This window comes from Tumebacillus flagellatus (assembly GCF_000714935.1).
GTDB lineage: Bacteria > Bacillota > Bacilli > Tumebacillales > Tumebacillaceae > Tumebacillus > Tumebacillus flagellatus.
Window position 1 is genome coordinate 13,494 of record NZ_JMIR01000009.1, and the last position, 13,298, is coordinate 26,791.

The window sequence follows — 13,298 nt, forward strand, 5'->3', positions numbered from 1 at the left end:
ATCCGAAGCCCTCCCGTGGTGTGATAAAGCCATGAGGAGGGTTTTTTGGTGAACAAGAAAAAAATCGGCATCATCTCGCTCTGTATCGTTCTGCTGCTCGCCATCTATTGCGTGACGACGTACAAACTGATGAATTCCCGCACCTATCAAGTGTTCGGCGAACTCGTCCCGCGCGTGGAAACTACGAAGAAAGTCGTTGCCCTCACGTTTGATGACGGCCCGAACCCCGAACACACCGGCGAGATTCTCAAGGAGCTGGACGCCAAAGGGGTGAAAGCGACGTTTTTTCTGATCGGGCAAGAGATCGAGAAGCATCCGGGCGAAGCGAAGCAGATCATCCAAGCCGGGCATGAGGTCGGCAATCACTCCTATTCGCACAACCGCATGATCTTCAAATCTCCGTCGTACCTCTCAAGCGAAGTGGAAAAAACGGATGCGCTCCTCCGCGACGCCGGGTATCAGGGCGACATTCTCTTCCGCCCGCCCAACGGGAAGAAACTGCTCTACCTGCCATACTACTTGAAGCAACACGACCGCACCACGATCATGTGGGACCTCGAACCGGACTCCTACGAAGACATCGCCTCGTCCGCCGACAAGATCGTCGACTACACCGTGCAGCACGTCCGACCGGGCTCGATCATCCTCTTGCACGCGATGTACGATTCCCGCGGCGAATCGATGAAAGCGATCCCCGGCATCATCTCCAAGCTGCAAGCGGAAGGGTATGAGTGTAAGACGGTTTCCGAATTGCTGAAAGCTGCGGATCGTCCGTAACGTCCGCAGCGCAGCCATTACTACCCTTACAACTATTAAATAGAACCCCGCATACGGTATACTGTGGATATCAAATCCAGCACGAGAGAAGGAGTGACTCTGATGGAAATCCAAGTAAATCCGACATGGGAAGAAGCCAGCCGTCACGCGGCCGACGTGATCGTGGAACTGCTTCGCCGCAAGCCGAACGCCGTGATTTGCTTTGCGACCGGCAACACGCCGAAGTTGATGTACCGCGAGTTGGTGCGCTGTGTGCGCGAGGGACGGGTATCGCTGGCCGACATCCGCGCGTTTGCCCTCGATGAACCCGGCACGGTCTCGGAAACGAACGTGCCGTTTTTTCGAGCGTTTTTGGACGAGCATGTGTATGAGCCGGGCGGTGTGCAGGACTTCCAGATCGACTCGCTGAATCCGCTGGCGGACGATCTGGACGCGGAGTGCCGCCGCTATCAAGCGGCGATTCGAGAGGCAGGCGGGTTCGATCTGGTGATTCTCGGCATCGGGCTCAACGGCCACCTCGCGTACAACGAACCCGGCAGTACGCGTTCTTCCCGCACCCGACGGGTGCAGTTGGCTCCGTCGACGTCGCAAGTGACCGCGGCGTACTACACGGGGGAGTCGGCGTTCGAGTGGGGCTTGACGGTGGGTCTTGCCGACATTCTCGATGCGAAACAACTGCTCGTGCTGGCAAACGGAGAAAGCAAAGCGGCGATCGTGCAACAGGCGTTGGAAGGCGCTGTGAGCGAACGGGTGCCGGCGTCGTTTTTACAAGAACACGGGGCGGTGCGGTGGTTTTTGGACCCGGCAGCCGCCTCACAATTGCGCGGAAAAACCCTCTCTTAGGAGAGGGTTTTTGAATAGCATGAAGGTGACGCACGAGCCAGCCTGCACAGCAGATTGAGGAGGGACCTTCATGCCAGCCAAACCGCGCAAGTCCAAACCGGCCCGCAACACGAAAGTCCAAGCCAAAACCAAAGCAAAACCCCGCGCTGAAAAAAAATCCCCGCCGCCCGTCTCGTTTCGCGAGTTAAAGCCGGGAGACGACGCGTTTTTGTTGCAAGTGACGCGGGAGACGATGGGGGAAGTGTTTGAAAAGTCGGTGGGCACCAAACTCACCGACCAGATGATCTTGCAGCAGATCAAATCGAGCGGCACGTCGCTGATCATCGAGCAAAACGGCCGCCCGATCGGCTACACCTCGTACACGGTCTACAAGCCCGGCACGATGTACTGGGGCGCGTTGGTGCTTGCCAAATCGGCGCAAGACCAAGGCATCGGTTCAGGCATCTGCCACGAGATGTTCGCGCACGCCAAGACCCTCGGTTGCCAAGTGATCCAAGGCCACGTGCAAGTGGAAAATACGGTCGCCGTCAAGTTTTGGAAGACGCACGGTTTTGAAATCGTCGGCGGCCCGACCCAAGGGTCGTATGAAATCGAAAAAAAACTTTAATGAATTGGATTTCCCCTCTTTCAATGTAACAATGTTTCATGTAAAATGAGTTGTAGAAGGACGCTACAATTTCAATGAGAGAGGGAGAAAACCCATGCATCCGAACAAGCAATTGTTGATCGATTTCTTTACCGCGATTCAGAACAACGATGTGCAAGCTCTGTCGGACTGCTACCATGAGAACGTACACGACTCGGACGACATTCTGGATGATCTCTACGGCGAAGACGCGCGCGCGATGTTGAACTGGGTGGTTTCCACCCGCGAGAGAGCCCGCGTGCTGGGCTTCCGCATCCTCGACGTAACCGAAACCCACGGCCGTGCCCGCTGGGAATTGGAATACCGCTCCGCACGCTCCGGCCGCTTGCGCCACCGCGAAATCGAATCGGAATTCCGCTTCGAGAACGGCAAGATCGTGTGGCACCACGACTACTTCGACTGGGGCCGTTGGGCGCGCCGGGCGTTCGGGCCGCACGGCACGTTCGTCTCCTGGCGTCCGATCGTCAACCGCGTCGAAGAGCGCGTGGAGCACGTGGTGGACTGCGTCGAAGATCGTGTGGAGCACGCGGTGGACCGCATCGACCGCAAAGTGCGCCGCGCCGTGGATCACTATCGACATAACTGGAACTACGGAATCGACATCAACGTAAACGGCAGAGAAATCCGCATCACAACGGGCAGAAGAAGATACGACAGATAGAGCATGGATACGCACAAGAAGAAAGACCGCAGGCATTCGCGCCGGCGGTCTTTTTTATCAAACGGGTTACGCGAATCAGTACACGCGCCGGGCGCCCCTGTAGTGCGGAGCCCAATAGCGGTTGGAAAGCGAGTAGACGTAGATGCCGCGCGAGTTGGTGGCGGAGATGAACTTATTATGCCCGATGTAAAATCCGACGTGCGAGATATGATGGCCGTTCTCCAGCGAGAAAAACACGAGATCCCCCGGCTGCAATTGCGATTTGTAGACGCGCTTGCCCATATTAAACATCTGATTTGCCGTGGCGCGCGGTATGTGCACGCCGAATTTGTGGAACATGAAGTAGACGAATCCGGAGCAGTCAAAGCCGCTCGGGTTGTCGCCGCCCCATTTATAACGGATGTGCATGTAGCGGTAGGAATCGTGGACCAAGCGGTGTTTCACCAACGCTCTCGACAACGCATGGCGCGTCGCCGGGCCGTATGTACCGGTGACCGGAACTCCGTAGGCGCGCTGGAAGCGTTTCACGGACGATTTGGTGTACCAGCCGTAATACCCGGTCGTCTGGTGCGGGTATTTAAAAAAACCAAGCACCGCCAAGTTGCGTTGCAGCTGCCGTACCGAAGGGCCGCGCTGCCCGTGATGCAGATTGTGCGCCGCTGCGGGAATCGCTTCATCGTCGCTGCTTTCCACTTCGCCCTTTTCAAAACCGGGCATGAATTCGCCGGCTTCCGCTTGTTCGGGCGAATCGACTTCCGGCTCAACAGCAGCCGTTGCCGCCCATGCGTTGCTTCCGCCGTCGAACAGGAGGGCGAGGGTCAGCAGCAGGCTGATCAGTGTTTTTTTCGTGCATTTCATGATGGCAGACCTCCTCGCTCCCTACGTTGCCCACCATCGTTTTTCAACATGCAGAAAAAAAGCCGGCAGCCACGCGGCGGTGGCAACCGGCTTGCAGATATGGTATCATTCGAGGTCGAAGTATTTGCTGAGTTCCTGCACGTCGTGTGTTTCCTTCAACGCGGTCATTAATTTGATGCGCGCTTTTTGCCCGTTCAGTCCGTTGGAGAACAGCACGCCGAGATCGAGCAGGTGTTTGCCTCCGCCTTCGTAGCCGTAGACGTCTTGCACGATGCCGTTGTAGCAACGGGAGACGAGCACGACGGGGATGTTTTCCGCCAGAGCGCGCTTGATGCCCGGCACTACGCCCGGCGGAACGTTCCCGGCGCCGAGCGCTTCGATCACCAAGCCCTTGGCTCCGTTGTCGAGCAGGCAGTTGATCAAGAGATCGTCCATCCCGACCGCCATCTTCAGCAGGCCGACTTCGGGGACGAGGTCGTGGACGGGGATGTGCGCGTGCGGTTTCGGGATGTGGCGAATCTGGACGGTGCGCTTGTCGAGGAAGCCGATCGGGCCGACCGTCGGGGATTGGAACGTGGCGACATTCGACGTGTGCGTTTTGGTGACAAAGCGCGCGGCGTGAATTTCGTCATTGAATACGACCAGAACGCCTTGGCCGACGGCGTCGGTGGAAGCGGCGGTACGGACGGAATTCAACAGATTCAGCGGGCCGTCCGCGCCCAGCTCATTGGACGAGCGCATCGCGCCGGTGACGATGACCGGCTTGCCCGGCGGGAGAATCAAGTCGAGGAAATACGCGGTTTCTTCCAACGTATCGGTGCCGTGCGTGATCACGAGCCCGTCCACATCGTCGCGCTGCAGGCGCGTGAGCACCGCTTGGCCCAACTCGCTCATCATCCGGGTCGTCAAATGCGGGCTCGGGACGTTGCTGAACGCTTCTACTGAAACGCGCGCGTATTCGGCGAGTTTCGGGACGGCTTGCGTCAGGTCGGCTGCGTTGGCGACGGGACGAACCGTCTGAGTTTCTTGGTCTTCGATCATGGCGATGGTGCCGCCGGTTGTCATCACAAGTATATGTTTCACGAATTTGTTCCACCTCTCGTGCGTTGCATACAGAACTTCTTTGGATATTATGCCCTGCTCTTGCACACTGTGTCAAAGCAGGAGTTTGCCCTGTCGGACAAGAATGTAGTCAATGGGGAGGGGTCTGCCTTGAACGTATTTCTTTTGATCGGGTGTGCAGTTGCACCTGCACTCGCCCTGTTGTCTTATTTTTATATTCGAGATCGATACGACACCGAGCCGCTTCGGCTGGTGGGGTTGTTGTTTTTTGTCGGGATGGTTTCGGCGTTGCCGGTGATGTACTTTGTTCATTGGGTCGATAACTATATGATTTCTCCGTATGCGCACACCTTCTTGGTGGTGGCCGTTGTGGAGGAGCTGTCGAAGTTTCTGCTGACCTATTGGTTTGCGGTTCGCCACCGTGAGTTTGACGAGGAGTATGACGGCATCGTGTACGCGGTCGCCGCGTCGCTCGGGTTTGCGACGGTGGAGAACATCATCAAAGTCCTCTCGCTCGGCTGGGACGCCGTGGCGTTTCGCACGCTGTTCACCGTGCCGGGTCATGCGCTGTTCGGCGTGATCATGGGCTATTATCTCGGCAAAGCGAAGTTTGCCGACACCTCCCGCAAGCGCTGGATCAACGGGCTCTTGGCGTTCGGTTCGCCGTGGTTGATTCACAGCACGTATGATTCGCTGCTGATCTCCAACCAGACCTGGCTGGTCGCGTTGACCGTGCCGTTTATGGTGGGGCTTTGGATCAACGGGCTGCGCAAAGTGCGGCAAGCGCAGGAGAGATCGCCTTTTAAACCGTTGGAAGAGAATGTGCGGGATGTATAATTCGACCGAGACGCGTGAAAACTGGTTGTCATCACTTCAATTTGAGCGGGAACTCTAGTCAGGGAGCGCAAACTCGCGATCAGTGGGAGGTTGACACCATGCCGGAACAAACGGACCGCGTCAAGGTTCACATTCGTTGCAAAAATTGCGGAGAGTCGTTCATCTTGCGCGGATCGCGCGACTTTCGCGGTCAGATCGACACAGGCTTCAAGCGTTGCTTGTGCGACAACGAGAACGCATTCGATATCGAAACCCTCGTCTAAGGACGAGAGAGGGAGAACCCCGGGGCTTGGGGGTCTCCCTTTTTTTTCCTTGGATAGTTCTCCCCCGCCGTCTCCACAATAAGACAAGGACACCGATTTCACACAGATGGAGGGGGTACTATGAGGAAAAAGTGGAGGTTGCTGGCGGCAGCGGTCACTGTGGCGACGGCCATGGCTTGTGTGGCGATCGAACCGAATCTGGAGCGTTCGGGCGCAAACACCTACCAGTCTGCGTTCACAACCCGCACGCTCGTCAAGGGCAGCACCGGTACCGACGTCCGTGAACTGCAAGGAAGATTGAAGTACATCGGCTACTATAAGGGCAAGATCGACGGAGCGTTCGGATGGGGTACATATTGGGCGGTCCGCAATTTTCAGTACAAGTTCGGCATGAAAATCGACGGCAAGGTCGGGCCGGCGACGCGCACCAAACTGGTGGCGGCTTCACGGGGATACAACCCGTACGCGCAAGGGCGGGCGGCGGCTTCCAAGCATACGGCGTCCGTCTCGTCCACGCCGACCGCTTCGTACGGCGGGCGCAACGTCTCGGCCAACGACATGAAACTGATTTCCAACGCCGTCTACGGCGAGTCGCGCGGCGAACCGTACGTCGGGCAAGTCGCGATCGCGGCGGTGATTTTGAACCGCTTGGAGAACCCGAACTTCCCGCACAACATTCCGGGCATCATCTTCCAGCCGGGCGCGTTCACTGCGGTGGCGGACGGCCAGATTTGGCTGTCCCCGAACGCCACGGCGAAGAAAGCGGTCAACGACGCGATGCGCGGCTGGGACCCGTCCAGCGGCGCGATCTACTACTTCAACCCGGCGACGGCCACGTCGAAATGGATCTGGTCGCGCCCGCAGATCAAACGAATCGGCCGCCACATCTTCTGCCGCTAGGGCTGGAAAGGAGGGAGTGTACGTATGTTTTCTCGAATCACATCGTTTGTCGTCGTCCTCGCGCTGGTGGTCGCCGGCTTCTGGGGCTACCGGGAACATCGCGAGAAACAGGCGTTGTTGGTAAAAGCGGAAAACCAGTACCAACGCGCGTTCCATACGCTGAGCGACAACATGAACTTGCTCCAAGACGAGCTCGGCAAGTCACTGGCAGTCAACTCCAAGCTGCAAGCGACCAACTCGCTTACGGAAGTGTGGCGCTTGTCGGCACAAGCGCGCAGCGATGTCGGCGAACTGCCGCTGTCGTTGATGCCGTTTAACAACACGATGAACTTCTTGAACGACGTCAGCAATTTTTCCTACCAAGTGGCGGTGCACAACGAAGGAAACAAGCCGCTGACCGACGATCAATGGAATACGCTGAACCAGATGTACACCCGCTCGAAGAACTTGGAGAAGCAATTGTCGGCGCTCCAATCGGCGGTCATTTCCAAAAACCTGCGCTGGATGGACGCCGAACTCGCCCTCGCGCAGACCGATAAGAAAACGGACAACGTGATCGTCGACGGCTTCAAGTCGATGGAGAAGCAGGTGAAAAGCGAAAAACCGCTCACGTTCGGACCGACTGTCACCGGGCTGCGCACGCGCAACGCCACGGATGAGAACAAACTCACAGGCAATCCGGTCGACGCCGACGGGGCGGCGCAAGCGGCGGCGAATTTCCTCGGCCTTCCGAACACCCAAGGAGTCGTCGCGCAGAAAAACGGCTCCGGCACGCCGTACTCTTCCTATTCTGTCACCGCCAAACTGCCGCAGGACGGGCAAGTGTATCTGACGGTGACGGCGAAGGGCGGCCACATCACGAACTACATGGACAACCGCGCTGTCGGCGATCCCCGTATCGACCTCGACCAAGCGGGCACGAAAGCGCTGGCGTACTTGAAGTCGAAGGGAATCACCGGGAACACGATCATCCGCACCGACCAATACGACAACGTAGGGGTGTTTGAGATCGTGCCGTCGACGAACGGCGTGTTGATCTACCCGGAGCGCACGACGGTGAAAGTGGCGCTCGATACCGGTTCTGTGGTCGGATTGGTGGCGCAGGACTATGCGTTCAACCAGAGCCCGAACCGCCGAATTCCGGCAGCGAAACTGACGGAAGCACAAGCGCGAAAGTTCGTGTCGCCGAAAGTGTCGATCCAAGAAACCAACCGCGCCATCATCCAAGACGAGTTAAACCGCGAGCAATTTTGCTACGAGTTCGTCGGGATCATGGACAACGACACGTACAAAATCTACATCAGCGCCGTCGACGGCAAGGAAGTCGGCGTGGAGAAGCTGAAGATGTAACGGGAAAAACGCATCCAAAGCGCGGCATCGTTTGCATGGGAAGCTGCGCTTTGCGAAATTGGTGCACGAGTGTTCATGCAAGTCGTTCTGTCAAAAGAGGGCTCCCTGCGGGGAACCCTCTTTTTGCGTGATTCTATTTGTTTTTTTGCAGCCAGCTGTCGAGGCCGTTGGCGATCGCCTCCGCCAGTTTTTTCTGATAGTCCGCCGTATTGAGCCTTGCCCGCTCGTCGGCGATGTTCAAGTACCCGCATTCGACGATGAGACTGGGGATTTCTTGGTTGCGCAAGAGATAATACTTCCCCGGCTTGGCGTCGCGCTTGGACATCTGCGGAATTTTATGCAGTTCCGACTGCACGGCGGCGGCGAGCTCGGCGGTGCCTTCGTTTTGCTCCGAATAAAAAACTTCCGCTCCTCCGCGCGTGGCGAGGGTGGAGTTGTTGATGTGCAGGGAAACGAACACCGTCGCTTGCTGAATCTCCGTCAACTCCAACCGCTTGTTAAGATCGGAGCGTTTCGACGAACTGCCTTTCGTCCCGGAATCGGCGTAATCGATATCGGAGTCCCGCGTCATCGCTGTGGGAATGCCGCGCGCTTGCAAAGCGGCTTGCAGTTGCTTGGCGATCGCCAGCGTGATGTCTTTTTCCAAAATTCCGTTCGACATGACCCCCGGGTCATATCCGCCGTGACCCGCGTCGATCATCACCAAGCCCGGCAGCGGAACGGTCGCCGTCTGCCGCCCGACCAGCGAATAGGAAGTTGCCGTAAACACCAGCAACAAGAGCAGGGGCAGGGTGATGCGACGAAACCGAGGCAGCCGCAAAGTATGAAAAAACGCGCGTTGTCGCTTCATGGAACCATGAACCTCCCCGACCACAGAGTTTTGTACACTCTATTCGGGGGTCGTCCGAAACATGCGGATGTTTGTCTCTCCGTCTCTGATAAGGTAGATACAAAGATGAAAATGTTATATACTTTTCATAGGTCGTTTCACCGGAGCGTGGTATTGATATGGCATTCCCAGTTATTGGGCAGAAAATTAACCTTGAAATTTCGGATGGTTATTACACCGGACGGTATTCGGCACGCGTGCAGGACATGGAGAAGACGAAAATTTTTATCGACATGCCGATCCGGCCCGAAGACAAACACCCGACAACACTTCCGGATCAGACAACCGTGATGGTCAAATACCGGGCGGCAGACGGCGCGCAGTGCGCGTTTGTCACCCAAGTCGTCGGTCGGGACAAGCGCAACATCGAGCTCTTGGCCTTGCAAAAACCGAAACTCGAAGACATACACCGCCAGCAGCGCCGCGAATTTTTGCGGGTGCCGTTTAATCTGGAGCTTGAACTGGTCTATCTGGACTCGATTTCGAAGAACATCATCACAGCCAAAGCGCGCGGGCATGATATCTCCGGCGGAGGCTTGGCGTTTATCATCCCGACCGACTTGCCGATGCAAGCCAACGACATCATCGGATTCCGTTTTCGCATGAACCTTGAAGGCAAGGGCTTCGACATCGTCGGCAAGGCGCGCGTCATTCGGATTTCGCCGCCGACCGACGCCGGCTACAAAACCGTGTCGCTGAAGTACTATGAATTGCAAGAGAACGACAGGCAGTTGATCGTGCAGTATTCTTTCAAACGCCAAATCGAGATGCGCGAGAAGGGCGTATTGGGAAGTTAGAGTTTGCGCTTCGAGTATGAAACCCTCGGGACTGGCATAGGATGAGATGTAACCGGGGGTGGTACAAGATGGAACAACGTCGGCGTCTTTCCTATGAAGAGCGCTTTTTGAAAGCTTACGGCAAGTTGGAGGGGCCGTTGGCCCGCATCGTGTTGCTTGGTTTTTTGCTGATTCTGGTCGCGCAGGTTCTGTTGGCGTTCCCGGGCGGGCGCCAGTTGCTTTCCATGACCGACCGGCTGGAGGGAGCCCGTCAAACCGGCAGCGTCATGCCGACGGCGGCGCAGGGCGAAGAGACTACGAAAGTCACGATCACCAACGTCGACCAACAGCAAGCGATGCCGAGCATTTGGGTCAAACTCAACGGCGTCCCTGTCGCCAATTTCTTGCAGCCGGAAGTCACTGTTCCCGTCAAGGACGGCGACCTCCTCACCGTCGATTCGTCGAGCGTGGAAGGGGTGTTCCGCTTCCAAGTCGACCACAACAACCCGAGCATTTCTTATCCGGTGCCGGGAACTCTCGTCGAATCCAACGAAGACCGGGCGGCGGAAGTCGGTCCGATTCACTTGATGAAATAGGGGCTTTTTGGTACTATCAATTAGAGAAATTCGAAATACAATTTAACAGTCGCGTCACACCGTCCTGAACTTGAGGATGTCTGAAGTACATACAGGTGCATCAAGCGGGCGACTGCCTGCTTTTTGTCTATTTGTAGCAACTTCAAACGTGTTGCGAGAGCGGGAGGCAATTGAACTCATGAACACATTACGCGTGGCTCTCGACGGTCCGGCCGGTGCGGGGAAAAGCACCGTCGCCAAGCGTGTCGCCGCTGCCCTCGGGGTAGCGTATGTCGATACGGGCGCGATGTACCGGGCGATCACTTGGAAGGCCTTGCAACGAGAAATTCCACTCCATGACGAAGCAGCGCTCACCGATTTGGCGAATTCCATCCGGATCGACTTCAAACCGCGTCCGGAAGGGCAAGCGGTTTTTGTGGACGGGGTTGAGGTGACAGACGCCATTCGAACGCTTGAAGTGACGAACAACGTCTCCGCCGTTTCCGCGGTTGCGGGCGTGCGGATTGCGATGGTCAACCTGCAGCGCGACATCGCGTCGCGCACGGGCGTATTGATGGACGGACGAGACATCGGGACCGTCGTTTTGCCCAACGCCGATGTGAAGATCTGGCTGACCGCTTCCGTGGAAGCGCGAGCGAACCGCCGCTATCAGGAGCTGCTCGGCAAGGGAGTGCAATGCGATCTCCAACAGATTCAAGACGACATTCAACGCCGCGATGAGTACGATGCATCGCGTGAACATTCGCCGATGGTGAAGGCAGAGGATGCGGTTGTGGTGGACACGACCGGCATGAGCGTCGACGAAGTGATTGCCAAGATTCAGTCGATCTGCACGTCTGCCCAAGCACAGAAGTCTTAGGAGCCGTCATATCCATGATGCTATATCGCCTATTTCGCTCGTTTTTTCGAGGGCTGTTGACCCTCACCAACCGATATGAATCGATTGGGCAAGAGAACATCCCGAAGTCCGGCGGCGTGATGCTTTGCTCCAATCATATCTCCAACTGGGACCCGATCTTGCTCGGGTGCGGGATGGAGCGGCAAGTTCATTTTATGGCCAAAGCAGAACTGTTTAAGATCCCGGTAGTCAAAAATCTGATCACCGCATGGGGCGCGTTCCCGGTCAACCGTGGCGCCGGCGACCGCCAGTCGTTGCGCACGGCGCTCAAAGTGCTGGAAGACGGGAAATGCATGGGGCTGTTTCCGGAAGGCCATCGCAGCAAGACCGGCGAACTCGGAGAAGGGCAGACGGGCGTGGCGTTTTTCGCCATGCGCTCCGACTGTGCCGTCGTTCCGATCGCCATCGTCGGCTCGTACAAACTCTTCCGCAAAATCCGCATCGTCTACGGCAAGCCGCTGGATCTCAGCAAGTACCGCGAAGGCAAGTCTTCCAAAGAAACGCTGGCTCTCGTGACCCAGGACATCATGAATGCGATCGACGAGTTGCGAAAAGCCAATCGTATGGAAGTGTCGAAGCGGTAACATACTAAGGGAGCGCATCTACACCTAGCAAGTTTTGGGATTGACTCTGAGTGACTTTACTTTGTTATAACCTGCGATTTAGGCTTCACCAAATAGAGGAGGTTGGAACAATGGTAGAAGAAATGAAAGATCTCGACCTGAACACGTTGCAACGAGGCGACATCGTCAAAGGCAAGATCACCAAGATCGAAGACGGTCAAGCACTCGTCGACGTCGGCTACAAGTATGACGGCGTAATCCCGATTGGCGAGCTCTCTGTTCTGCGCGTGGACAACGTGCGCGATGTTGTGGCTGAAGGCGACGAACTCGAACTGAAAGTCCTGCGCATCAACGACGACGAAGGCAAACTGATTCTCTCCAAGAAAGCCGTGGACAGCGTGAAGTCCTGGGACGAATTGGAGCGCAAGTACGAAGCGGGCGAAGTGCTCGAAGTCAAAGTTGCCGACGTGGTCAAAGGCGGTCTCGTCGTCGATCTCGGCGTGCGCGCGTTCATTCCGGCGTCGCTTGTGGAACGCCATTTCGTCGAAGATTTCAGCGATTACAAAGGCCGCACCCTGCGCGTCAAAATCGTGGAATTCGACCGCAACGACAACAAGATCATCCTCTCCGCGAAAGCTGTGCTCGACCAGGAGTTTGAATCGCAGAAGGAAGACCGCTTGAACGCGATCCAACCGGGTCAAGTCTTGACCGGCACGGTGCAGCGTCTGACCAACTTCGGCGCGTTTGTCGATCTGGGCGGCGTGGACGGTTTGGTACATATCTCCGAGATGGCGCACCATCGTGTGGACACCCCGGCAGACGTGGTCAAGGAAGGCGACACCGTCAACGTGAAAGTTCTGAAAGTCGATCCGTCGGCGGGACGGATCTCGCTGTCGATCAAAGCGGCCGCTCCGGGCCCGTGGTCGAACATCGGCGACAAGTTCCACGCGGGCGAGATCGTGACCGGCACGGTCAAGCGCCTCGTTTCCTTCGGCGCGTTTGTCGAGTTGCTGCCGGGCGTGGAAGGCCTCGTGCACATCTCGCAAATTGCCAACCGCCACGTGGCGACGGCAGACGAAGTGCTGGAAATCGGCCAAGAAGTCAAAGTCAAAGTCCTCGACGTCAACGAAGCGGAACAGCGCATCTCGCTGTCGATTCGCGAAGTCGAAGGCGGCGAGCGCGAACCGCGCGGTGACCGCGGAGATCGCGGCGGCGATCGTGGAGAACGCCGCGGCGGCGGACGCAACAACCGCGACCGAGCGCCGATGAACTATTCGACCCAAGACGAGGGCGAATCCGGCCTCGGGACGCTGGGCGACGTGTTCGGCGACTTGTTCAAGAAATAAGAGAAGAGAAGTGTTAGAGAAGTGAGGGAGAGA

At 57.0% G+C, this 13,298-nt stretch carries 16 protein-coding genes; 13 read left to right on the forward strand and 3 right to left on the reverse strand.

What is annotated here, in order from left to right; genetic code table 11:
- The first annotated feature begins 48 nt into the window (after nucleotides 1-48).
- The 4 genes from EL26_RS07895 to EL26_RS07910 all read left to right on the forward strand — a co-directional run bounded on the left by EL26_RS07895 (nucleotide 49) and on the right by EL26_RS07910 (nucleotide 2,927).
- Complete coding sequence (locus EL26_RS07895; RefSeq protein WP_038086460.1) at nucleotides 49-777, forward strand: polysaccharide deacetylase family protein; 729 nt, start codon at nucleotides 49-51, stop codon at nucleotides 775-777.
- A 102-nt stretch (nucleotides 778-879) separates the two neighbouring features.
- Nucleotides 880-1,620, forward strand: a complete 741-nt coding sequence (locus tag EL26_RS07900; RefSeq protein WP_038086463.1) for a glucosamine-6-phosphate deaminase — start codon at nucleotides 880-882, stop codon at nucleotides 1,618-1,620.
- A 70-nt stretch (nucleotides 1,621-1,690) separates the two neighbouring features.
- Entirely contained in the window at nucleotides 1,691-2,227 is a 537-nt protein-coding gene (locus tag EL26_RS07905; protein ID WP_038086465.1) for a GNAT family N-acetyltransferase, read from the forward strand.
- A gap of 94 nt (nucleotides 2,228-2,321) precedes the next feature.
- The gene (locus EL26_RS07910; protein ID WP_038086468.1) at nucleotides 2,322-2,927 is read left to right on the forward strand and encodes a nuclear transport factor 2 family protein; all 606 of its coding nucleotides are present in this window, start codon (nucleotides 2,322-2,324) and stop codon (nucleotides 2,925-2,927) included.
- Between the two features lie 75 nt (nucleotides 2,928-3,002).
- Here the strand turns inward: EL26_RS07910 and EL26_RS07915 are convergent, their stop codons facing one another.
- Together EL26_RS07915 and EL26_RS07920 are read right to left on the reverse strand one after the other, a co-directional pair.
- A complete protein-coding gene (locus EL26_RS07915; protein WP_052036128.1) occupies nucleotides 3,003-3,785 on the reverse strand; it encodes a C40 family peptidase in 783 nt (260 codons plus the stop codon).
- 105 nt (nucleotides 3,786-3,890) lie between these two features.
- Entirely contained in the window at nucleotides 3,891-4,868 is a 978-nt protein-coding gene (locus tag EL26_RS07920) for an asparaginase (protein WP_152559204.1), read from the reverse strand.
- A gap of 129 nt (nucleotides 4,869-4,997) precedes the next feature.
- Between EL26_RS07920 and EL26_RS07925 the strand changes: the two genes are divergently transcribed.
- The 4 genes from EL26_RS07925 to ypeB all read left to right on the forward strand — a co-directional run bounded on the left by EL26_RS07925 (nucleotide 4,998) and on the right by ypeB (nucleotide 8,197).
- Nucleotides 4,998-5,684 carry a PrsW family glutamic-type intramembrane protease gene (locus EL26_RS07925; RefSeq protein WP_052036129.1) on the forward strand — a complete coding sequence of 229 codons (687 nt, stop codon included), beginning with the start codon at nucleotides 4,998-5,000 and terminating at the stop codon, nucleotides 5,682-5,684.
- Nucleotides 5,685-5,782: 98 nt separating this feature from the next.
- The gene (locus tag EL26_RS25805) at nucleotides 5,783-5,947 is read left to right on the forward strand and encodes a hypothetical protein (protein WP_162835159.1); all 165 of its coding nucleotides are present in this window, start codon (nucleotides 5,783-5,785) and stop codon (nucleotides 5,945-5,947) included.
- Nucleotides 5,948-6,067: 120 nt separating this feature from the next.
- Nucleotides 6,068-6,847, forward strand: a complete 780-nt coding sequence (sleB, locus tag EL26_RS07930; protein ID WP_038086474.1) for a spore cortex-lytic enzyme — start codon at nucleotides 6,068-6,070, stop codon at nucleotides 6,845-6,847.
- Nucleotides 6,848-6,871: 24 nt separating this feature from the next.
- On the forward strand, nucleotides 6,872-8,197 hold the full coding sequence (gene ypeB / locus EL26_RS07935; RefSeq protein WP_038086477.1) for a germination protein YpeB: 1,326 nt from the start codon (nucleotides 6,872-6,874) through the stop codon (nucleotides 8,195-8,197).
- A 133-nt stretch (nucleotides 8,198-8,330) separates the two neighbouring features.
- Here ypeB and EL26_RS07940 read toward each other — a convergent pair whose 3' ends face one another.
- Nucleotides 8,331-9,047 (reverse strand): N-acetylmuramoyl-L-alanine amidase, encoded by a 717-nt coding sequence (locus EL26_RS07940; RefSeq protein WP_052036130.1) that lies wholly within the window; start codon nucleotides 9,045-9,047, stop codon nucleotides 8,331-8,333.
- A gap of 158 nt (nucleotides 9,048-9,205) precedes the next feature.
- On the opposite strand from EL26_RS07940, the gene EL26_RS07945 reads away from it, so the two are divergent.
- From EL26_RS07945 to rpsA, 5 genes are all read left to right on the forward strand, one after another.
- Nucleotides 9,206-9,883: a flagellar brake protein gene (locus EL26_RS07945; RefSeq protein WP_081857058.1), complete on the forward strand. Its 678-nt coding sequence runs from the start codon at nucleotides 9,206-9,208 to the stop codon at nucleotides 9,881-9,883.
- A gap of 68 nt (nucleotides 9,884-9,951) precedes the next feature.
- On the forward strand, nucleotides 9,952-10,458 hold the full coding sequence (locus tag EL26_RS07950; RefSeq protein WP_038086482.1) for a hypothetical protein: 507 nt from the start codon (nucleotides 9,952-9,954) through the stop codon (nucleotides 10,456-10,458).
- Between the two features lie 178 nt (nucleotides 10,459-10,636).
- Nucleotides 10,637-11,317, forward strand: a complete 681-nt coding sequence (gene cmk / locus EL26_RS07955) for a (d)CMP kinase (protein WP_038086485.1) — start codon at nucleotides 10,637-10,639, stop codon at nucleotides 11,315-11,317.
- 14 nt (nucleotides 11,318-11,331) lie between these two features.
- A complete protein-coding gene (locus EL26_RS07960; protein WP_038086488.1) occupies nucleotides 11,332-11,940 on the forward strand; it encodes a lysophospholipid acyltransferase family protein in 609 nt (202 codons plus the stop codon).
- Nucleotides 11,941-12,050: 110 nt separating this feature from the next.
- Nucleotides 12,051-13,265 (forward strand): 30S ribosomal protein S1, encoded by a 1,215-nt coding sequence (gene rpsA, locus EL26_RS07965; RefSeq protein WP_038086491.1) that lies wholly within the window; start codon nucleotides 12,051-12,053, stop codon nucleotides 13,263-13,265.
- Nucleotides 13,266-13,298: the final 33 nt, after the last annotated feature.